This window comes from Streptomyces sp. NPDC005803, from assembly GCF_040630435.1.
In the GTDB taxonomy this organism is placed as follows: domain Bacteria; phylum Actinomycetota; class Actinomycetes; order Streptomycetales; family Streptomycetaceae; genus Streptomyces.
This window is the reverse complement of sequence record NZ_JBEXXO010000014.1, coordinates 180626-203077: the sequence shown is the minus strand read 5'-3', so window position 1 is coordinate 203077 and position 22452 is coordinate 180626. Positions and strand designations below refer to the sequence as shown.

At 68.8% G+C, this 22452-nt stretch carries 14 protein-coding genes and 1 tRNA gene; 7 read left to right on the top strand and 8 right to left on the bottom strand.

Going from position 1 to position 22452, the window contains the following annotated elements; translation table 11 throughout:
- Positions 1 to 3: 3 nt before the first annotated feature.
- Positions 4 to 648 (bottom strand): 50S ribosomal protein L3, encoded by a 645-nt coding sequence (gene rplC / locus ABZ454_RS21405; RefSeq protein WP_136328436.1) that lies wholly within the window; start codon positions 646 to 648, stop codon positions 4 to 6.
- Between the two features lie 14 nt (positions 649 to 662).
- Positions 663 to 971 (bottom strand): 30S ribosomal protein S10, encoded by a 309-nt coding sequence (rpsJ, locus tag ABZ454_RS21400; protein ID WP_003948644.1) that lies wholly within the window; start codon positions 969 to 971, stop codon positions 663 to 665.
- A 505-nt stretch (positions 972 to 1476) separates the two neighbouring features.
- On the opposite strand from rpsJ, the gene ABZ454_RS21395 reads away from it, so the two are divergent.
- From ABZ454_RS21395 to ABZ454_RS21365, 7 genes are all read left to right on the top strand, one after another.
- A complete protein-coding gene (locus tag ABZ454_RS21395) occupies positions 1477 to 3147 on the top strand; it encodes an RNA ligase family protein (protein WP_359539958.1) in 1671 nt (556 codons plus the stop codon).
- A complete protein-coding gene (locus ABZ454_RS21390; RefSeq protein ID WP_359539956.1) occupies positions 3147 to 5366 on the top strand; it encodes a poly(A) polymerase in 2220 nt (739 codons plus the stop codon). Before ABZ454_RS21395 ends, ABZ454_RS21390 begins: the two co-directional genes overlap by 1 nt.
- A 301-nt stretch (positions 5367 to 5667) precedes the next feature.
- Positions 5668 to 6738 carry a helix-turn-helix domain-containing protein gene (locus ABZ454_RS21385; protein ID WP_359539954.1) on the top strand — a complete coding sequence of 357 codons (1071 nt, stop codon included), beginning with the start codon at positions 5668 to 5670 and terminating at the stop codon, positions 6736 to 6738.
- A 32-nt stretch (positions 6739 to 6770) separates the two neighbouring features.
- Positions 6771 to 7670: a hypothetical protein gene (locus tag ABZ454_RS21380; RefSeq protein WP_359539952.1), complete on the top strand. Its 900-nt coding sequence runs from the start codon at positions 6771 to 6773 to the stop codon at positions 7668 to 7670.
- Positions 7671 to 7862: 192 nt separating this feature from the next.
- Positions 7863 to 8972 (top strand): hypothetical protein, encoded by a 1110-nt coding sequence (locus tag ABZ454_RS21375; RefSeq protein ID WP_359539949.1) that lies wholly within the window; start codon positions 7863 to 7865, stop codon positions 8970 to 8972.
- A gap of 136 nt (positions 8973 to 9108) precedes the next feature.
- Positions 9109 to 9182: transfer RNA gene (locus ABZ454_RS21370), tRNA-Ala, on the top strand.
- A gap of 184 nt (positions 9183 to 9366) precedes the next feature.
- Positions 9367 to 9834 (top strand): GNAT family N-acetyltransferase, encoded by a 468-nt coding sequence (locus ABZ454_RS21365; protein WP_359539947.1) that lies wholly within the window; start codon positions 9367 to 9369, stop codon positions 9832 to 9834.
- Positions 9835 to 9929: 95 nt separating this feature from the next.
- Here the strand turns inward: ABZ454_RS21365 and tuf are convergent, their stop codons facing one another.
- From tuf to rpoB, 6 genes are all read right to left on the bottom strand, one after another.
- Positions 9930 to 11123, bottom strand: coding sequence for an elongation factor Tu (gene tuf, locus ABZ454_RS21360; protein ID WP_250299265.1), 1194 nt, complete (start codon positions 11121 to 11123; stop codon positions 9930 to 9932).
- Between the two features lie 161 nt (positions 11124 to 11284).
- Positions 11285 to 13414, bottom strand: a complete 2130-nt coding sequence (fusA, locus tag ABZ454_RS21355) for an elongation factor G (protein ID WP_356322380.1) — start codon at positions 13412 to 13414, stop codon at positions 11285 to 11287.
- Between the two features lie 38 nt (positions 13415 to 13452).
- A complete protein-coding gene (rpsG, locus tag ABZ454_RS21350; protein ID WP_014154599.1) occupies positions 13453 to 13923 on the bottom strand; it encodes a 30S ribosomal protein S7 in 471 nt (156 codons plus the stop codon).
- Between the two features lie 2 nt (positions 13924 to 13925).
- Positions 13926 to 14297 carry a 30S ribosomal protein S12 gene (gene rpsL / locus ABZ454_RS21345; RefSeq protein ID WP_003948652.1) on the bottom strand — a complete coding sequence of 124 codons (372 nt, stop codon included), beginning with the start codon at positions 14295 to 14297 and terminating at the stop codon, positions 13926 to 13928.
- A 434-nt stretch (positions 14298 to 14731) separates the two neighbouring features.
- Positions 14732 to 18631 (bottom strand): DNA-directed RNA polymerase subunit beta', encoded by a 3900-nt coding sequence (locus ABZ454_RS21340; RefSeq protein ID WP_356322381.1) that lies wholly within the window; start codon positions 18629 to 18631, stop codon positions 14732 to 14734.
- Between the two features lie 129 nt (positions 18632 to 18760).
- Positions 18761 to 22246 (bottom strand): DNA-directed RNA polymerase subunit beta, encoded by a 3486-nt coding sequence (gene rpoB, locus ABZ454_RS21335; protein WP_356322382.1) that lies wholly within the window; start codon positions 22244 to 22246, stop codon positions 18761 to 18763.
- Between the last annotated feature and the right edge of the window lie 206 nt (positions 22247 to 22452).

Here is a 22452-nt window from a genome sequence, read left to right as displayed (position 1 = left end):
ACCTCAAGCCCCCTTGGCCGCGGTACGGACCAGGACGAGGCCGCCGTTCGGACCGGGGACCGCGCCCTTGATGAGCAGCAGACCCTTCTCCGCGTCAACCGCGTGGATGGTCAGGTTCTGGGTGGTGACGCGCTCGTTACCCATCCGGCCGGCCATGCGCATGCCCTTGAAGACACGCCCAGGGGTGGCGCAGCCACCGATCGAACCGGGGGAACGGTGCTTGCGCTGGACGCCGTGACCGGCGCCGAGGCCCTTGAAGTTGTGACGCTTCATGACACCGGCGAAGCCCTTGCCCTTGCTCTTGCCCGTGACGTCGACCTTGACGCCGGACTCGAACACCTGGGCGGTGATCTCCTGGCCCAGCGTGTACTCGCTGGCGTCAGGGGTGCGGAGCTCCACCAGGTGGCGGCGGGGGGTCACGTCGGCCTTGGCGAAGTGGCCCTTGAGGGGCTTGTTCACCTTGCGCGGGTCGATCTCGCCGAAGGCGATCTGGACCGACTCGTAGCCGTCGCTGTCGTTCGTACGGACCTGCGTCACGACGCACGGACCGGCCTTGACGACGGTCACCGGGACAACCCGGTTGTTCTCGTCCCAGACCTGGGTCATGCCGAGCTTCTCGCCCAGGACGCCCTTGATGTTCTTGCTCATCTCGGCCCGTCCCCTCAGAGCTTGATCTCGATGTCGACGCCAGCCGGCAGGTCGAGACGCATCAGCGAGTCAACCGTCTTCGGGGTGGGGTCGAGGATGTCGATGAGGCGCTTGTGCGTGCGCATCTCGAAGTGCTCGCGAGAGTCCTTGTACTTGTGCGGCGACTTGATGACGCAGTACACGTTCTTCTCAGTGGGCAGCGGCACCGGGCCCGCGACCGACGCACCAGTGCGGGTCACCGTCTCGACGATCTTCTTCGCCGAGGAGTCGATGACCTCGTGGTCGTAGGCCTTGAGCCGGATGCGGATCTTCTGTCCCGCCATGGCTACTAGTAGTCCTGTCTCTCGTAACGCTCTGGAACCCGAGGTTCTGGTAACTCCGCCTCCGACCCACGCGGTCGGGCGTGTCGCAACCCCTCTACGCAGAAGTCCCGAAGGATTTCCCAACCAAGGGGGTGCGGGCCTGAGACCGCGAAGCCGGGGGTGAAACCCCACCGGGCGCCTGGCCGGTGCCACACATACGCTTCCCGAAAGATTCCCGTACGTCCGGCCCTTACAGGGCCGACGAGTACTGTGGGACTCGCTTCCGGTCCTCCCGGCGGGAGGCGCGCAGCATTGACACTCAACCGAGCAACCTGGTCAGTGTGCCATACGGGGCACGAGCCTGGCCAATCGGGCGGAGATCCTACCCCCCGCGTCGCCGTGGTCAAACGCGGGCGGACGCCGGAGGCCGCCCCGCCCGTGCCACCACCGGGATATTCGGTCGAGCGCCGTGGGCCCCGCCCCTAGTGTGACCTGCCGGGAACGGCGACTCACGGGGGCACGGAACATGCGTACGCACTATCCACGGACACCGCATCTGCCCTGGTCACCCGGGGCCACCTCGGACGACGTGCGCCTCGCCGACCTCGGCGGGCTGACCGGCTCGCAGGTCGTGGTCACCGAGAAGCTGGACGGCGAGAACACCACGCTCTACGCCGACGGGCTGCACGCCCGTTCCCTGGACTCGGCGCACCACCCCTCGCGGGGCCGGGTCAAGGCGCTCCAGAGCCGCATCGGCCCGCGCGTCCCGGCGGGGTGGCGGATCTGCGGCGAGAACATGTTCGCCCGCCATTCGATCCCGTACGAGGACCTGGCGAGCCACTTCTACGGCTTCTCCGTCTGGGAGGGCCAGGTCTGCCTGGACTGGGACCGGACCGTGGACTTCCTGCGGAACCTGGGGATACCGACGCCGCGGGTGCTGTGGCGCGGCGTGTTCGACGCCCGTGCGGAGAAGGCGCTGCGCGCGCTGGAGCTGGACCCGGAACGCCAGGAGGGGTACGTCGTCCGGCCCACCGAGGCCTTTCCGGCCGCGGCGTTCAAGCGGCGGGTGGCGAAGTGGGTGCGGCCGGGCCATGTGACGACGGACACGCACTGGATGCACGCGGAGGTGGTGGAGAACGGGCTGGGACCGGCCGCCGCCCTGTGGGCCGTGCGTTCGGGCGCCCCGGTGGACCCGGCGGCACTGTCCCTCGCCACGGGTGCCGGCCCCGGCGACGCACCGGCCGCCCGCGCGACGGCCGACGCCCTGGACGCACGGGACCGCACCGGTGACGACCGGCTGGCCGGGGTGCTCGCCGCCCTGCTGCACCGCACCCGACGGGCCGCACTCGCGCCGGCGCTCGCCGGGCCGCTCGGGATGCCGCTCGCCCGCCGCGTGGCGGACCTCGTCGAGCTGTATCCCGCCCTGCACCGCCCGTACCCGGACGAGGAGCGCCACGGAGGCCTGGCCCGGATGTCGCTCGCCGCCGACCTGACGGTCCTGCACGCGCTGGCCGGCGCCCTGGCCGACGGGCCCGAGGCCCGTGAGCAGGTGGAGTGGTCGGCCCTGCACGCCCAGGACGTGGCCGAACCGGACGGACTGCCCGAGGCCTTCGCCGGCCTGGAGCCGGACGCCGCCGACCGCTGTCTGGCGCAGGCCCGTGAGGCGTACGCGCGGGGCCGCGTCAGCACCGCCGAGGAAGCGGTCGGCGCGACGTGGCGGTGGCGTTCCGGCGCCTTCCCCTCCCTGATCCACCTGGTCGGGCCCTCCGGCAGCGGAAAGAGCACGTTCGGCCGCGGTCTGCCGGGCATCGCCACGTACCTCTCGCTCGACGACCTGCGCGCGTCCCGCGGATCGCGCGCCGACCAGAGCGCCAACGCGGACGTCCTGCGCGAGGGCCTGCGCCGCCTGGACGCCGCTCTCGTCCCCGGCGCCACCGTGGTCTGGGACGCGACCTCGCTCAACCCGCACCAGCGCTCCCTGGTCCACGCGGTCGCCCACCGCAGGGACGCCCTGATCACCCACGCCGTGGCGTGGGTGGGCGCGGACGAGCTCACCGCGCGCAACGGGCGGCGCGCCCATCCGGTGCCCCCGGACGTCCTCGCCTCCCAGCTGCGCCGCTTCGTCCCCCCGTACCCCGGCCAGGCCCACCGCACCTGGTACATCGGGCCGAGCGGAACCGTGGAGGACCGGGCCTGATGCGCACGAGCGAGGAGATCTACCACCGGGTCCGCTGGGACGCCCGGTTCGACCCGGCGCGCTTCGTCCTGGGCGTCGCGCAGCGCGGCCGGGACCCCAAGCGGGTGCCGCTGGACCGCTTCACCCCGGGCGGCGACATCCCCTGGCACCGGGTGCTGTTCTTCGAGGCGGACGGCGAGGTGGTGTGGGACCGCTCCTCGGGCCTCGACCGGATCGACGCGACGGACGCGGGCCGGGTACGGGCTCCGCGCCGCCTGCCGTCCCCGTACTTCACCTCCCGCGCCCCGCACGCCTTCTCCCCGGCCACGGGCGCCTGGGAACCGGCGCCCGCGGGGCCCCCGGCCCCTTCCGCCCCCCTGACGGTCCTCACCTGGAACACCCTCTGGGACCGGTACGACAGCGATCGCATCGACACCGCCCGGCGGCGCCCGCTCCTGCTGGACGCCCTGCGCGCGGCGGACGCGGACGTCATCGCGCTCCAGGAGGCGGAGCCCGCGCTGCTCGCCCTGCTGCTGGGCCGCGACTGGGTGCGCGACGGGTACGTCCTGGCCACCGACCCTGCCGGCCGCGACGTGGCGGACTGCGGTCTGCTGCTGCTCAGCCGGCTGCCGGTGAGCGAGGCGGGTCTGTACGCCCTCGGGCCGCACAAGGCGGTGGCCGCCGTCGTCGTGGAGACGGCCGAGGGCCCCGTCACGGTGGCGGCGACGCACCTCAGCAGCGACCACTCCCCCGCCGGCGCCGCCCGCCGCGACCGTGAACTCGCCGACCTGGCAACGGGGTTGGCGGGCATCGAGGGCGAGCTGCTCCTCGTGGGCGACTTCAACGACGGCGGCGACCTCCCGCAGCGCCGCCTGGCGATGGCGGATGCCTGGACCGAGGTGCACGGCCCCGCCGACCGCACCCCGACCTTCGACCCGTCCGTGAACCCGCTGGCCGCCGTCTCCTCCCTGTCGGGCCGCGTCTCCCGCCTGGACCGGGTCCTGCTGCGTACGGAACGGCTGCGCGCCCGCTCGGCGGCCCTGACCGGCACGACGCCCGGCCCGGAGGGGCTGTACGTCTCCGATCACTACGGGGTACGGGTGGAGCTGGGCGCAGCCCCTGTGGCTGCCGACGCCGGTCGCGTCGCCGAGCGGGTCGCCGCGGCGCTGTCCGACGCACACGTCGAGGTCGTCGGCTCCCGGCGCATGGGCTGCGCGCTGCCCGGCGCGGACCTGGACCTGGTGGCCGCACTGCCCGGCGCCCCCGATCCGGCAGGGGTACGGCACCGGCTGGCCGCCGCGTTCCCGGAGGCGCGGGACCTGCGCGAGGTGACGGGGGCCCGGGTCCCCGGTCTGCGCTGGCGGCTCGACGGCCTCCGGGTCGACCTGGTCACCGTGGCGACCGGTGCCCTGGCCCCCGCCGAGGCGGTGGCCCGCCGGACCGAGCTGGGCGAGTCGGCGGCGGTGGCCCTGAGCGCGGTGAGCGACGCCGAAGCGGTGCTCGCGGCGGCGGACCCGCACGGGGTCGCCTTCGCCGCCCTCGCCAGGGACGTCAAGGCATGGGCGGCGGCGAGGGGCCTGGACTCCGCGCCCTGCGGAGGGCTGCCCGGCCTCGCCTGGGCCGTCCTCGCGGCCCGGACCGCACACGAGGCGGGGGACCTGCCACCGCTCGCGCTGCTCCGGCACTTCTTCGCGACCTGGGCGGTGTGGGACTGGGACGAGGCGGTGGGCTCGGCGCCTGCCGGGGCCACCGGGGACCCCGTCACGGTGCTGACCCCGACGGCACCGGTGCGCTCCTGCACCACGCAGGTCTCCGCCGCCGGCCGCGACCTCCTCGCCGCCGAGCTCTACCGCGCCTGGGAGATCGTGGAGTCCGCCGAGTCCGTCGACGACGGTGACGACCCGCGTCCCCTGCTCTGCGTCCCGCCGCGGCTCCTCGAACTGCACCCGTCCTGGGCGCTGGCCTCTGTGGCCGCGAACGGTCCGGACGAAGGGCGGCTGCGCGGCAGGCTCCTCGCCCTGTCCGCCGCACTCGCCGACGCGGGCGCCGCCGACTGCCGTATCTGGCCGCGCCCGCTCACCGCCGGCGGGCGCACGGGGTATGCGATCGGACTCGGGACGACCCCGCCACCGGCTCACCGCCTGGCGGAGATCGGGGCGGAGGTGCTGCGGGGCATACGGGGGGCTTCGCTGGCCACGGTCGGGCCAGCGGTGTGGGCGGAGCTCGATCTCGTACCGTGACCGGCCCCACCGGGTCGCGGCCGGCCGCGACCCGGTCAACGGCGACCCGATGAGCCGCGACGTGGCGGCCCACGACGTCCAAAGGCTTTTAAAGAACTCAGGGAAACAACCCCGCCAAACCCCACCCCACCCGTGCCCTGAGCTGCATCACTCGGGCGAGTGAACAATGGCAACTGGGCTGGATTCGAAGCCGGTTGGCTGGCATATGCTCGCCGCGACCACCACAGAACATGAGACGGCCTCGGCCGGGACAGCGAATCCCGACCGAGGCCTGACCACGAGGAAGAGAAGCACCTTCCCGATGGCTTCCCAGCAGATTATCGCGCCCCCGCGCGCCCAGCCCGGCTCCCCCGGCCCTCACCACGACGTCCCGCCGACCTCCGGCGTCATCCACGTCAACGCCCGGCACAGCACCGGCTTCACGGTCATCGGCAACCATCTCGCCCAACACCGCGGCCTCTCCCTCACCGCGATCGGCCTCGCCGCGCACATCCAGTCGCTGCCCGCCGGAGCGAAAGTCGGCATCAAAGCTCTCGCCATCCGCTTCCCGGAAAGCGAGACGCGCATCGCCGCCGCCCTCCGCGAACTGGAAGCCACGGGCTACCTCCACCGCAGCCGCACACGCCTCCCCGACGGCCGCATCATCACCCGCACGACCTCGTACAACCAGCCCGGCACCGCCCCGCCGCCACTCCCCGCACCCCGGCAGAAGCCCCCACCGCCGCGGCCCCGTCAGCCCACGCCCCCGCCGGTCACCGACCCGCACATGACGCGTAGGCCCGCCACCGCCGAACCGCCGCCGCGCACCACCCCGCTCCCTCCCCACTCCCCCGCGGTGGCAGCTCCGGCGGCCCCGGCACCAGCACCAGCACCAGCACCAGCACCAGCACCCGTCATGCCACCCGCCGCCCCCGTCTACGTACCGGCGCCCACCGCCCCCAGGACCCCGGCCCCGCCGCTCCCCCAGCCCCACGCCCCCACCCCGGAGCTCCTCCGCACGGCCACGGCCCTCCTCGCCGACCTACGCCGCCACGCACCCCAACTCACTCTCGCCGAGGCCGACCTCCCCACTCTCGCCCCCGGCATCGCCACCTGGCTCGAACGCGACGCGCATCCCGACACCATCCGCCACGCCCTCACCCAGGACCTCCCCGCCCCCGTCAAACACCCCGCGAAGCTCATCCGCCACCGCATCACCACCCTCCTGCCGCCCCCGCTCCCCGGGACACAGGCCCTCACCCCGCCCCGCCGCAAAGCCCTCGTCATCCCGCTCCAGAACTGCGACACCTGCGACCGCGCCTTCCGCGCCACCCACCCCGGCCACTGCCGCGACTGCCGCACCGAACACACCGGCCTGCACACGGCCGCCTGACGGCGGCCGCCCTCATCCCGAAACGGACCCGCATGGTCAGCTCACCGCACGAGGCGATGCACCGCATCTTCCAGGAGTACCCGGGCCTGTTCTCCCGCGTCTCCGAAGTCCTCGGCGTCGACATCCCACCACCCACCTCCGCCACCGTCCTGCCCACCGACCTCACCGAGAACAGCCCCGTCGAACGCCGCGTCGACACCCTCCTGCGCATCGACACGCAGGATGACGGCCCCTTCCTGCTCGCCATCGAGGCCCAGGGCAAGAAGGACCCGCGCAAGAGCACCAGTTGGCCCTACTACGTCAGCTACCTCCACAACCGGTACAACGGCCTGCCCGTCCTCCTCCTGGTCGTCTGCCAGGACCTCGCCACCGCCCACTGGGCCGCCCGTCCCCTCACCATCGGCCTCCGCCAATGGCAGACGCTCACCCTCAGCCCCCTCGTCGCCGGTCCGCACAACATGCCCGTGATCACCAACGTCGCAGAAGCCCGCAAGGACCTCGCACTCGCCACCCTCGCCGCCATCACACACGCCGACAATCCAGACGTCGGTGCCATACTGAAAACGCTGTCCGCCGCGCTTCGGGACACACCGGAAGCCCTTGCCGACCCGATCGTCGAACTGACCGCACAAGGCCTGGGCAACCGCCCGGCCGCACAACAGTGGAGGAACCTGGTGGCCGTGGACACCTCTTTCTACAAGTCCTTCATGTCCGAAGAAATCCGCGACGAAGGCCGTGCCGAGGGACGTGCCGAGGGACGCGCCGAGGGACGCGCCGAGGGCCTGCTTCTCCTCCTGGACGCACGCGGAATCGCCGTCACCCGCGCAACCCGCGAGCAGATCCGCACCTGCAAGGACCCCCAGCTCCTGCACCACTGGCTCCACCGCGCCGCCACCGCCGCCTCCGCCGACGAAGTCTTCGGCGAGGAGTAGCCCGTCAGCCGCAATGGCCGCCGGGGGGTCGGAATTGCCGACCGGCTCTACGGCGGTCATCGCGGGCCTCCTGGGTGACCCACGGGCCCGGGCCCCGCCCTCCCTCGGGCGTCGTCCTCCATGCCACAGAAAACATGTTGGCCGGACGCCCCTGAGGTGCGACGATGCGGCTGTTTCCCACGCGGAGGGCCGTTGTTCGCTTTCGTCTGCGCGAGGTGCGGTGCCGAGCTGACCGGTCCGCTGTCGCGAGTCTCCCTTCCGGTGCACGCCCATCAGGCCTACGGCAACGGCGTCCAGATGCCGGTGCTCATGGAGGCCGGGACGTTCGCCGTGGACCCAGAACCCTCGGGAGCACCTTGGCGCCTGCGGGAGGAGATCAACCCGGTGGAGGCGGCGGCCCGCGGCATCTACGCACCGCTCTTCTCCCTGTCCGACGGTGCTCCCGGGGCGACCGTGATCGCACCCGGAGATATCCGCGGTACCCGGCTGACCCCCGAAAACGGCAGCGGCGCCTGCTGCGGCCTTGACGGACGCGACGGCCCCAACATGGCCTGCCGGGCATGCGGGCTGGCCGTGGCGACCAGGATCGACGACTGTTCGCTCTGGCAGGCGGTGTGGCTGGCTCCGGACGCCGTGCGCCGCCTCCACACGAACGATGCCGCCGCAGCGCCGCAGTCCTGGGCGGAGCTGTTGGAGGAAGGAAAGAGCACGGCCCCGTTCGAGCCCATCGCCACTTGGGGTGGTTCAGAACTCGGGTCGAGCCACTACTGGTCGTGGAGCCCGCAATGGGAGGCAGCGGCCGGCCACGCCCTCGCCCATGTGCTGGCGGTCTCCGGAATGCGGCCTGTGAGGGTGCCGAACGGCCTGATCGCGGATGTGTTCCAACGCGCCCTCGATGCTCTGCTGCCCGTGGGGCCACCGGCACGGCGCGCCGTCCTCGCCGGACCGGGGCAGCCCGCCCCTGACTCCGCCGCGGACATCCTGCTCGTCCCGGTCCATCCGCAGACGGGGCGGACGTGGGCCCCCGCCCACCGGGCCCCGTCGACCTACCTGGTGCCGCTTCCCCTGGGGGTGTGGCTGTGGATGGCCTCTTCCCGGGAGTACGTGCCGACGCCCTCCTCGGGCCGCCTACCCCGCGACGTCCTCCGTGACGACCCGCTCCCGCCGCGCCCCGCGTTCCTGTTCCGGGCCGACCGGGATATCTTCCGGCACACCCTGGTCCGGTTGCCGGCCGTGCGCGAAACCTGGCTGCGCACCATCCTCGAAGACCTCACGCTCCACAAGTCGGCCGGCCTCTTCTGACAGTCCGGCACGGGCAGCAGCACCGCGCTCCCCCGCCCTCGACCGACCGCCGTCTGCGCCTGCGCCTGCGCCTGCGCCTGCGCCTGCGAAAACTCGTGAGCAACGAAGGACCTTGGACTTTATGCTCTCCAGTGACGGGGCGCGTAGCGCAGTGGTCGTCGCGCCTTCACCGCATGTGGGAGGACGCCGGTTCGAATCCGGTCCGCCCCGTCCCGCCTACGCGTGGTCGCAGCCGCGCGGCCACGGCACCCTCGCACCCGTCGCGTCGGTCACCTGCCCGCCGGCCCGCGACCGGCCGGGACGGGCTGAGGTGCTGCACGGCAGCCGTGGTGTCCGCCCTCCCCGGCGACGTCGACCGGAGGCACCCGCCGCCCCCCTCTGACAGACTCCCGCCATGCATGTACGTACCACTCAAAGCTGGGCCCTGCGCCCCGCCACCCCCGACGACCTCGAAGCCATAGTCGAGCTCCGGGCCGTCGTGATGCGCCCGGATCTCGTCCGCCTCGGCCGCTACGACGAGCACCGGGTACGTCAGCGCATGCGCGACTCCTATCTGCCCGAGTACACGTCGGTGATCGTCGTCGACGGCCAGTTCGGCGGCAGTGTCACCCTGCGCCCCTACGAGGACGGGCACTGCCTGGAGAGCTTCTTCATCGCCGAGGAACTCCACGGGCGGGGCATCGGCTCGGCCGTGCTGAGCGCCCTGCTCTCCCGTACGGACGCCGAAGGGGCGGTCGTCCGCCTCAACGTGCTCCAGGGCAGCGCGGCCCGGCGGCTCTACGAGCGGCACGGGTTCGTCCTGGAGCGGGAGGACCCGGTCGACGTGTTCATGGTGCGCCGGCCTCCCGTACGTACGGCCTGAGACGAGAAGAAGGGCCCCGTCCCACCGCTTGCGCGGCGGGGCGGGGCCCTTCTCGGTGCTCTTGTGCGGAGCTACCAGGTCAGACGCTCAAGGACTTACTTGAGGATCTTGGTGACCTGGCCGGCGCCCACGGTCCGGCCACCCTCACGGATGGCGAACTTCAGGCCCTCTTCCATCGCGACCGGCTGGATCAGCGCGACGTCCATGAGGGTGTTGTCACCCGGCATGACCATCTCGGTGCCCTCGGGAAGGGTCACAACGCCCGTCACGTCCGTGGTACGGAAGTAGAACTGCGGGCGGTAGTTGTTGAAGAAGGGGGTGTGACGGCCACCCTCGTCCTTCGACAGGATGTAGGCCTGGGCCTGGAACTCGGTGTGCGGCGTGACCGAACCGGGCTTGATGATGACCTGGCCGCGCTCGACGTCCTCGCGCTTGATGCCACGGAGGAGCAGACCGACGTTCTCACCGGCCTGGCCCTCGTCGAGCAGCTTGCGGAACATCTCGATGCCGGTGACCGTGGTGGTGGTCTTCTCGGTCTTGATACCGACGATGTCGACGGTCTCGTTGACCTTGAGGACACCACGCTCGATACGACCGGTGACGACGGTGCCACGACCGGTGATCGTGAAGACGTCCTCGATCGGCATCAGGAACGGCTTCTCGACGTCACGCTCGGGCTGCGGGATGGACTCGTCGACGGCCTTCATCAGGTCGAGGACGGTCTGGCCCCACTCCTTGTCACCCTCAAGAGCCTTGAGCGCCGAGACCTTGACGACCGGAAGGTCGTCGCCCGGGAACTCGTACTCGGAGAGGAGCTCACGAACCTCGAGCTCGACGAGCTCCAGGATCTCCTCGTCGTCCACCATGTCGGCCTTGTTCAGCGCGACGACGATGTACGGAACGCCGACCTGGCGGGCCAGGAGCACGTGCTCCTTGGTCTGCGGCATCGGGCCGTCGGTGGCGGCGACCACGAGGATGGCGCCGTCCATCTGCGCCGCACCCGTGATCATGTTCTTGATGTAGTCAGCGTGACCCGGGCAGTCGACGTGCGCGTAGTGACGCGACTCCGTCTGGTACTCGACGTGCGCGATCGAGATGGTGATACCGCGCTGGCGCTCCTCGGGAGCCTTGTCGATCTGGTCGAAGGCCGAGGCCTCGTTCAGGTCCGGGTACGCGTCGTGCAGCACCTTGGTAATGGCGGCCGTGAGGGTCGTCTTACCGTGGTCGATGTGACCGATGGTGCCGATGTTGACGTGCGGCTTAGTCCGCTCGAACTTTGCCTTCGCCACTGGGTCCTCCTGCGGAGTGGTTCTGTACGCCTTGCTTCATCGGCGCCAGGTGATCTTTGCTGGGATGCCGGGTCCCGGGGGCATTCGACGCATTGCATGCGCGCCGCGTCAAATGCCCCACCGGGCTCCGGTGACAAGCCTAAAGCGTGAACTCGGGAGAGTTACTCGCCCTTGGCCTTCGCGATGATCTCCTCGGCGACGTTCCGCGGAACCTCGGCGTAGGAGTCGAACTGCATCGAGTAGCTTGCGCGACCCGAGGTCTTGCTGCGGAGGTCTCCGACGTAGCCGAACATCTCCGAGAGGGGCACGAGGCCCTTCACGACGCGAGCGCCGCTGCGCTCCTCCATGGCCTGGATCTGGCCACGGCGGGAGTTGAGGTCGCCGATGACATCGCCCATGTAGTCCTCGGGCGTGGTGACCTCGACGGCCATCATCGGCTCGAGGAGCACGGGGGACGCCTTGCGGGCACCCTCCTTGAACGCCTGCGAACCGGCGATCTTGAAGGCGAGCTCCGAGGAGTCGACCTCGTGGTAACCACCGTCGAGAAGGGTGACGCGGACGCCGACCATCTCGTAACCGGCCAGGATGCCGAACTGCATGGCTTCCTGGGCGCCCGCGTCCACCGAGGGGATGTACTCCCTGGGGATGCGGCCACCGGTGACCTTGTTGACGAACTCGTAGGACGCGTCGCCACCCTCGATGGGCTCGATGGCGATCTGCACCTTCGCGAACTGGCCGGTACCACCAGTCTGCTTCTTGTGCGTGTAGTCGATGCGCTCGACGGCCTTGCGGATCGTCTCGCGGTACGCGACCTGCGGCTTGCCGACGTTCGCCTCGACGCGGAACTCGCGCTTCATGCGGTCGACGAGCACCTCGAGGTGAAGCTCGCCCATACCACCGATGATGGTCTGGCCGGTCTCCTCGTCGGAGTGCACCTGGAAGGACGGGTCCTCCTCGGAGAGGCGCTGGATGGCGACACCCAGCTTCTCCTGGTCACCCTTGGACTTGGGCTCGATGGCGACCTGAATGACCGGCGCCGGGAAGTCCATGGACTCCAGGATGACCGGGTTCTTGTCGTCACACAGCGTCTCACCGGTGGTGGTCTGCTTCAGGCCCATGACGGCGATGATGTCACCGGCGCCCACCGACGCGATCTCCTCACGCTTGTTCGCGTGCATGCGGTAGATCTTGCCGATGCGCTCCTTCTTGCCCTTGACCGAGTTCAGCACCGCGGTGCCGGCCTCGAGGCGACCGGAGTAGATCCGGACGAAGGTGAGCTTGCCGAGGTGCGGGTCGCTAGCGATCTTGAACGCCAGGCCGGAGAACGGCTCGTCGTCCGAGGGCTTGCGCTTGATGACGACCTCGGGGTCCTTGACGTCGTGGCCTTCGATGGCCTCGACGTCCAGGGGGGAAGGCAGGTAGCGGACGACCGCGTCGAGCAGGGGCTGAACGCCCTTGTTCTTGAACGCGGTGCCACAGAACACCGGGGTGACGGTGACCGAGTCGGCACTGCCCTTCGACGCGAGGGTGATCCGGCGGATCGCCTCGTGCAGCTGCTCCTCGGTGGGCTCGACGCCCTCCAGGTACAGCTCCATCATCGCGTCGTCGTTCTCGGAGACGGCCTCAAGGAGCTTGCCGCGCCATTCCTCGGCGGCTTCCTTGTGCGTGTCCGGGATGTCGATCGTGTCGTACATCTCGCCCTTGGCGGCCTCTTCGGGCCACACGAAGGCCTTCATCGACACGAGGTCGACGACGCCCTTGAAGTCGGCCTCTGCGCCGATGGGGAGCTGCATGACGAGCGGGACGGCACCAAGGCGGTCGACGATCATGTCGACACAACGGTGGAACTCGGCACCGGTGCGGTCGAGCTTGTTGACGAAGCAGATACGCGGCACGCCGTAGCGGTCCGCCTGACGCCACACGGTCTCGGACTGCGGCTCGACGCCGGCCACACCGTCGAACACGGTGACGGCGCCGTCGAGGACGCGGAGCGAACGCTCCACCTCGACGGTGAAGTCGACGTGACCCGGGGTGTCGATGATGTTGATGGTGTGGTCAACATCGTTGAGCGGCCAGTGGCAGGTCGTCGCGGCGGACGTGATCGTGATGCCGCGCTCCTGCTCCTGCTCCATCCAGTCCATCGTGGCAGCGCCGTCGTGGACTTCACCGATCTTGTAGCTCACACCGGTGTAGAAGAGGATCCGCTCAGTGGTGGTCGTCTTGCCCGCGTCGATGTGGGCCATGATCCCGATGTTGCGGACCTTGGCCAGGTCAAGCGAAGTGGTGGCCATAAGGCTCAATCTTCTCTCGGTCTCGATGGGGTAAGCGACTACCAGCGGTAGTGCGCGAAGGCCTTGTTGGACTCGGCCATCTTGTGGGTGTCCTCGCGCTTCTTGACGGCAGCGCCAAGACCGTTGGAGGCGTCGAGCAGCTCGTTCATGAGGCGCTCGGTCATGGTCTTCTCGCGACGGGCGCGGGAGTAACCCACGATCCAGCGCAGCGAGAGGGTGGCGGCACGACCGGGCTTGACCTCGATCGGCACCTGGTAGGTGGCGCCACCGACACGGCGGGACTTGACCTCGAGCGAGGGCTTGACGTTCTCAAGCGCGCGCTTCAGCGTGATGACCGGGTCAGCGCCGGTCTTCTCGCGGAGGCCTTCCATGGCGCCGTACACGATCCGCTCGGCGGTGGAACGCTTGCCGTCGAGGAGGATCTTGTTGATCAGCGAGGTGACAAGAGGAGAGCTGTAGACCGGGTCGATGATGACCGGGCGCTTCGGGGCGGGGCCCTTACGAGGCATTCTTACTTCTCCTTCTTGGCGCCGTAGCGGCTGCGGGCCTGCTTGCGGTTCTTGACACCCTGGGTGTCGAGCGAGCCGCGGATGATCTTGTAACGAACACCCGGCAGGTCCTTCACACGGCCACCACGCACGAGCACGATCGAGTGCTCCTGCAGGTTGTGTCCCTCACCCGGAATGTAGGCCGTGACCTCGATGCCGGAGGTCAGACGCACACGCGCGACCTTACGGAGAGCCGAGTTCGGCTTCTTCGGGGTGGTCGTGAAGACACGCGTGCAGACGCCACGACGCTGGGGCGAACCCTCGAGCGCGGGCGTCTTGTTCTTCTCGACCTTGTCCTGCCGGCCCTTCCGGACCAGCTGCTGAATCGTAGGCACTACTTCTCCGGTTTCTGTGTGCCGTCGGTGAAACTAACCTGGAACGTCACCGACCCACGCGGTCGGGTGTGTCGGATACTGCGGGCCACTCCCCTGGAGCAGTGGAAGCACAGATCGCGGTGACCAAAGACGGGCTCGCCATGCGGCTGAAGACACGCACGCGAGACCAGGCACACCCCAGGCACAAGGTCTGAGCGTACCTACCTCACGGACCTGGGTCAAAACAAATGCTGCCCGCCCCGGCCCGCCGGGCCGGCCGCCCGGCTTGTCCTGACCCGTGCAGGGCTCCACAGGGCCCCTCACGGGCCTCTGAGCGCCCTCCGGGTGCCTGGACCACCGTACGCCCGCCCCGCGGGAGTGACGCATCGCACGCCGGAGGGCGGCCACCCCGTGTGCACGGGATGACCGCCCTCCGGTCGTATCAAGCGACTCGCTTACTGGTTGTACGGACCGTAGTCGTAGTCCTCCAGCGGAACGGCCTGGCCGGAGCCCGTGCCGAACGGCGAGTAGTCGATGTCGTCGTAGCCGACGGCCGAGTACATCGCGGCCTTGGCCTCCTCGGTCGGCTCGACCCGGATGTTGCGGTAGCGGGACAGACCCGTACCGGCCGGGATGAGCTTACCGATGATGACGTTCTCCTTGAGGCCGATCAGGGAGTCGGACTTGGCGTTGATCGCCGCGTCCGTCAGGACCCTGGTCGTCTCCTGGAAGGAAGCCGCGGACAGCCACGACTCCGTCGCCAGCGAGGCCTTGGTGATACCCATCAGCTGCGGACGACCGGAGGCGGGGTGACCGCTCTCCTGGACCACACGACGGTTCTCGGTCTCGAACTTCGAACGCTCGACGAGCTCGCCCGGCAGCAGCTCCGCGTCGCCGGACTCGATGATCGTCACGCGGCGGAGCATCTGCCGGATGATGATCTCGATGTGCTTGTCGTGGATCGACACGCCCTGCGAGTTGTAGACCTTCTGGACTTCGCCGACCAGGTGGACCTGGACCGCGCGCTGACCGAGGATCCGCAGCACGTCGTGCGGGTTGGTGGCGCCCACGGTGAGCTTCTGGCCCACCTCGACGTGGTCGCCCTCGCCCACCAGCAGACGGGCACGCTTGGAGATCGGGAAGGGAATCTCGTCGCTGCCGTCGTCCGGCGTGACCACGAGCTTCTTGGTCTTCTCGGTCTCCTCGATCCGGACCCGGCCCGCGGACTCCGAGATCGGGGCGACACCCTTGGGCGTACGGGCTTCGAAGAGCTCGACGACTCGGGGCAGACCCTGGGTGATGTCGTCACCGGCCACACCACCGGTGTGGAAGGTACGCATCGTCAGCTGGGTGCCGGGCTCACCGATGGACTGGGCGGCGATGATGCCGACCGCCTCACCGATGTCGACCAGCTTGCCGGTGGCGAGCGAGCGTCCGTAGCAGAAGGCACAGGTGCCGACCGCGGACTCACAGGTCAGGACCGAGCGGGTCTTGACCTCCTCGACGCCGGCGCCCACCAGGGCGTCGATCAGGACGTCACCGAGGTCGACGTTGGCAGGCGCGATGACCTTGCCGTCGACGACGACGTCCTCGGCGAGCATGCGGGCGTACACCGAGGTCTCGACGTCGTCCGTCTTGCGGAGCACGCCGTCGGCGCCCTTGACCGCGATCTTCAGCTTGAGGCCACGGTCGGTGCCGCAGTCCTCCTCGCGGATGATCACGTCCTGCGAGACGTCCACCAGACGACGGGTCAGGTAACCCGAGTCGGCGGTACGCAGGGCGGTGTCCGCCAGACCCTTACGGGCACCGTGCGTGGAGATGAAGTACTCCAGAACGGTGAGGCCCTCACGGAAGGACGCCTTGATGGGACGGGGAATCGTCTCGTTCTTGGCGTTGGACACCAGACCACGCATACCGGCGATCTGACGCATCTGCATCATGTTTCCTCGGGCACCCGAGTCAACCATCATGAAGATGGGGTTCGTCTTGGGGAAGTTCGCGTTCATCGCCTCGGCGACCTCGTTGGTCGCCTTGGTCCAGATCGCGATGAGTTCCTGCGTGCGCTCGTCCTTGGTGATCAGACCGCGCTCGTACTGCTTCTGGACCTTCTCGTCCTGGTCCTCGTAGCCCTTGACGATGGCCTTCTTGGCCTCGGGCACGACGATGTCCGAAACGGCGACGGTGACGCCGGAACGGGTGGCCCAGTGGAAGCCCGCCGCCTTCAGGTTGTCGAGCGTCGCCGCCACGATGACCTTGGGGTAGCGCTCGGCGAGGTCGTTGACGATCTCGGAGAGCTGCTTCTTGCCGACCGAGTAGTCGACGAACGGGTAGTCCTCGGGCAGCAGCTCGTTGAAGAGCGCGCGGCCCAGGGTCGTCCGCAGCCGGAAGGTGTCACCCGGCTGGTACTCGGGCTCGCCCTCCTCGGCGACCGGCGGCACCCAGCCACGCGGCGGGATGGTGCCCACCGGGAAGCGGATGTCGACGGGCGACTGGAGCGCCAGCTCGCCGGCGTCGAACGCCATGATCGCCTCGGCCGTGGAGCCGAACGCACGGCCCTCGCCCTTGGTGTCACGGAGCTCGCCGTCGGTGGTCAGGAAGAACAGACCCAGCACCATGTCCTGCGTAGGCATGGTGACGGGACGGCCGTCGGCCGGCTTCAGGATGTTGTTCGAGGACAGCATCAGGATGCGGGCCTCGGCCTGCGCCTCCGCGGAGAGCGGCAGGTGCACGGCCATCTGGTCACCGTCGAAGTCCGCGTTGAACGCGGTGCAGACGAGCGGGTGGATCTGGATGGCCTTGCCCTCGACCAGCTGCGGCTCGAAGGCCTGGATGCCGAGGCGGTGCAGGGTGGGCGCACGGTTCAGCAGCACCGGGTGCTCGGCGATGACCTCTTCGAGGACGTCGTAGACCACGGTGCGGCCGCGCTCGACCATGCGCTTGGCCGACTTGATGTTCTGCGCGTGGTTCAGGTCCACCAGGCGCTTCATCACGAACGGCTTGAAGAGCTCCAGCGCCATCGCCTTCGGCAGACCGCACTGGTGCAGCTTCAGCTGCGGACCGACGACGATCACGGAACGCGCGGAGTAGTCCACGCGCTTGCCGAGGAGGTTCTGACGGAAACGACCCTGCTTGCCCTTGAGCATGTCGCTCAGGGACTTGAGCGGGCGGTTACCGGGACCGGTGACCGGGCGACCGCGGCGGCCGTTGTCGAACAGCGCGTCGACGGCCTCCTGCAGCATCCGCTTCTCGTTGTTCACGATGATCTCGGGGGCACCGAGGTCAAGGAGACGCTTGAGGCGGTTGTTGCGGTTGATCACACGGCGGTACAGGTCGTTCAGGTCGGAGGTCGCGAAGCGGCCACCGTCCAGCTGCACCATCGGACGCAGGTCCGGCGGGATGACCGGCACGCAGTCGAGCACCATGCCCTTGGGCTTGTTGCTGGTCTGCAGGAACGCGGAGACGACCTTGAGGCGCTTGAGCGCACGGGTCTTCTTCTGGCCCTTGCCGGTACGGATGATCTCGCGGAGGCGCTCGGCCTCCTCGTCGAGGTCGAACGACTCGAGGCGCTTCTGCAGGGCGGCAGCGCCCATGCAGCCGTCGAAGTACGTGCCGAAACGGTCACGCAGCTCGCGGTAGAGCAGCTCGTCGCCCTCGAGGTCCTGGACCTTGAGGTTCTTGAAGCGGCTCCACACCTCGTCGAGACGGTCGATCTCGCGCTGCGCACGGTCGCGCAGCTGCTTCATCTCACGCTCGGCGCCTTCGCGCACCTTGCGGCGCACGTCGGCCTTGGCGCCCTCGGCCTCGAGCTCGCCGAGGTCGGTCTCGAGCTTCTTGGCACGGTTCTCGAGGTCCGAGTCGCGACGGTTCTCGATCTGCTGGCGCTCGACGGAGACGTGGGCCTCCAGCGACGGGAGGTCGCGGGTGCGGCGCTCCTCGTCCACGAACGTGATCATGTACGCGGCGAAGTAGATGACCTTCTCGAGGTCCTTCGGCGCGAGGTCCAGCAGGTAGCCCAGGCGCGACGGGACGCCCTTGAAGTACCAGATGTGGGTGACGGGAGCGGCAAGCTCGATGTGGCCCATGCGCTCACGGCGCACCTTGGCGCGCGTGACCTCGACGCCACAGCGCTCACAGATGATGCCCTTGAAGCGGACACGCTTGTACTTGCCGCAGTAGCACTCCCAGTCCCGGGTCGGACCGAAGATCTTCTCGCAGAAGAGTCCGTCCTTTTCGGGCTTGAGCGTGCGGTAGTTGATGGTCTCCGGCTTCTTCACTTCGCCGTGGGACCAGGTCCGGATGTCGTCCGCGGTGGCAAGGCCGATCCGCAGCTCGTCGAAGAAGTTGACGTCGAGCACTTGTCGTCAATCCCTCTTTCGGGGGTTCGAGCCCCCTCGCGTCACGCGAGAAATCGGGGCACTTCAGCAATGGTCTGAACGGGTCCGGGGAGAGCCGGCCGGATCACGGGGATCCGGCCGGCCAACCCGTCAGACCTCTTCGACGCTGCTCGGCTCGCGCCGGGACAGGTCGATACCGAGCTCCTCCGCCGCGCGGAAGACGTCCTCGTCCGTGTCGCGCATCTCGATGGACATGCCGTCCGAGGACAGCACCTCCACGTTGAGGCAGAGCGACTGCATTTCCTTGATGAGCACCTTGAAGGACTCGGGAATGCCCGGCTCGGGGATGTTCTCGCCCTTGACGATCGCCTCGTAGACCTTCACGCGGCCGGTGACGTCGTCGGACTTGATCGTCAGCAGTTCCTGGAGGGCGTAAGCGGCGCCGTAAGCCTCAAGGGCCCACACCTCCATCTCACCGAATCGCTGCCCACCGAACTGCGCCTTACCACCCAGCGGCTGCTGCGTGATCATGGAGTACGGACCGGTCGAACGGGCGTGGAGCTTGTCGTCGACCAGGTGGTGCAGCTTGAGGATGTACATGAAGCCGACCGAGACCGGCTCCGGGAACGGCTCGCCGGAGCGGCCGTCGAACAGCTGGGCCTTGCCGGAGGGCTGCACCAGGCGGTCGCCGTCGCGGTTCGGGATCGTGGCCTCGAAGAGACCGGAGATCTCGTCCTCGCGCGCACCGTCGAAGACGGGCGTGGCGACGTTGGTGCCGGGGGCGACCTGGTCGGCGCCGATGGCCTGCAGGCGCTTGGCCCACTCGTCACCGAGGCCGGAGACGTCCCAGCCGCGGCTGGCGAGCCAGCCGAGGTGGATCTCCAGGACCTGTCCCGGGTTCATTCGGGACGGGACACCCAGCGGGTTGAGGATGATGTCGACCGGGGTGCCGTCCTCCAGGAACGGCATGTCCTCGATCGGGAGGATCTTCGAGATGACGCCCTTGTTGCCGTGACGGCCGGCGAGCTTGTCACCATCGGTGATCTTGCGCTTCTGCGCGACGTAGACGCGGACCAGCTGGTTCACGCCCGGCGGCAGCTCGTCGCCCTCTTCGCGGTCGAAGACGCGGACGCCGATGATCTTGCCGATCTCGCCGTGCGGCACCTTCAGCGAGGTGTCGCGCACCTCGCGCGCCTTCTCACCGAAGATCGCGCGGAGCAGGCGCTCCTCGGGGGTCAGCTCGGTCTCGCCCTTGGGCGTGACCTTGCCGACGAGGATGTCACCGGCCGTGACCTCGGCGCCGATGCGGATGATGCCGCGCTCGTCGAGGTCCGCGAGGACCTCTTCGGAGACGTTCGGGATGTCCCGGGTGATCTCCTCCGGGCCGAGCTTGGTGTCACGGGCGTCGACCTCGTGCTCCTCGATGTGGATCGAGGAGAGGACGTCGTCCTGCACGAGGCGCTGCGACAGGATGATCGCGTCCTCGTAGTTGTGACCCTCCCACGGCATGAACGCCACGAGCAGGTTCTTGCCGAGGGCCATCTCACCGTTCTCGGTGGCCGGTCCGTCGGCGAGTACCTGGTCGGCGACGATCCGGTCGCCCTCGGAGACGACGACCTTCTGGTTGACCGAGGTGCCCTGGTTGGAGCGCATGAACTTCGCGATGCGGTACGTGGTGTACGTGCCGTCGTCGTTGGTCACGGTGATGTAGTCCGCGGAGACCTCCTGGACCACACCGTCCTTCTCGGCCTTCAGCACGTCACCGGCGTCGGTGGCGCAGCGGTACTCCATGCCGGTGCCGACGAGCGGCGCCTCCGACTTGATGAGCGGCACCGCCTGACGCATCATGTTCGCGCCCATGAGGGCACGGTTGGCGTCGTCGTGCTCCAGGAAGGGGATCATCGCGGTGGCGACGGACACCATCTGGCGCGGCGAGACGTCCATGTAGTCGACTTCGGTGCCGGGCACGTAGTCGACCTCTCCGCCACGACGGCGGACCAGGACGCGGGGCTCGGTGAAGCGCAGCTCGTCGGAGAGCGTCGCGTTCGCCTGGGCGATGACGTAACGGTCTTCCTCGTCGGCCGTGATGTAGTCGACCTCGTCGGTGACCTGGCCGTCGACGACCTTGCGGTACGGCGTCTCGATGAAGCCGAACGCGTTGACGCGGCCGTACGAGGCGAGCGAACCGATCAGGCCGATGTTCGGGCCTTCAGGGGTCTCGATCGGGCACATGCGTCCGTAGTGGGACGGGTGCACGTCACGGACCTCGAAGCCGGCCCGCTCACGGGAGAGACCACCCGGGCCAAGAGCCGACAGGCGGCGCTTGTGGGTGAGACCCGACAGCGGGTTGTTCTGGTCCATGAACTGCGACAGCTGGCTGGTGCCGAAGAACTCCTTGATGGAGGCGACGACCGGCCGGATGTTGATCAGGGTCTGCGGCGTGATCGCCTCGACGTCCTGGGTCGTCATCCGCTCGCGGACGACGCGCTCCATACGAGCCAGACCCGTGCGGACCTGGTTCTGGATGAGCTCGCCGACGTTGCGCAGACGACGGTTGCCGAAGTGGTCGATGTCGTCGGTCTCGACGACGATCTCCCGGCCGGACTCGCCGGTCGTCTCGGTCTCACCGGCGTGCAGCTTGACCAGGTACTTGATGGTCGCGATGACGTCGTCGGTGGTGAGCACCCCGGCGTCCAGCGGCTCATCGGCGCCGAGCTTCTTGTTCACCTTGTAGCGGCCGACCTTCGCGAGGTCGTAGCGCTTCGGGTTGAAGTAGAGGTTCTCGAGCAGCGTCTGAGCGGCCTCGCGGGTCGGCGGCTCGCCCGGGCGGAGCTTGCGGTAGATGTCGAGCAGCGCGTCGTCCTGGCCCTGGGTGTGGTCCTTCTCCAGGGTGGCGCGCATGGACTCGTACTCGCCGAACTCCTCGAGGATCTGCTCGGTGCTCCAGCCGAGAGCCTTCAGGAGGACGGTGACGGACTGCTTGCGCTTGCGGTCGATGCGGACACCGACCATGTCGCGCTTGTCGATCTCCATCTCCAGCCAGGCACCCCGGGACGGGATGATCTTGGCGGAGAAGATGTCCTTGTCGGACGTCTTGTCGATCGAGGAGTCGAAGTAGACACCCGGCGAGCGGACCAGCTGCGACACGACGACACGCTCGGTGCCGTTGATGACGAAGGTGCCCTTGTTGGTCATGAGCGGGAAGTCGCCCATGAAGACCGTCTGGGACTTGATCTCGCCGGTCTCGTTGTTGGTGAACTCGGCCGTGACGAAGAGCGGGGCGGCGAACGTGAAGTCGCGCTCCTTGCACTCGTCGATCGAGTTCTTGGGGGGCTCGAAGCGGTGGTCGCGGAACGTAAGCGACATCGACCCGGAGAAGTCCTCGATCGGTGAGATCTCCTCGAAGATCTCCTCCAGGCCGGACTTGGTGGGGACGTCTTGTCCACTGTCCAGAGCAGCCTCGACGCGAGCCTTCCAGGCGGCATTGCCGAGGAGCCAGTCAAAGCTCTCGGTCTGCAGCGCGAGGAGGTTCGGAACCTCGAGGGGCTCCTTGATCTTTGCAAAAGAGATGCGCAGCGGGGCGGTGCTGGCACCGTTGTTCGTATTCGCGGTCGAGGCGTTGCGCGAGGCGGCCAAGAGGGGGTCCTTCCGAGGGCTCGGACTCACTACGCGCGTACCGGTCCCAAACTGGACAGGTGGACAGATATCCCAGGTGAGGGATGTGCGGTCCACGGTGCACAAGATGGGTATGCCCCTGGTGACGGGCAGGAGGCAGCTAACAGGCAGCGCAAAGGGTCAGTGTAGCCAAACGCCACACTGATGTCCAGTCGGGGTTCTCAGAG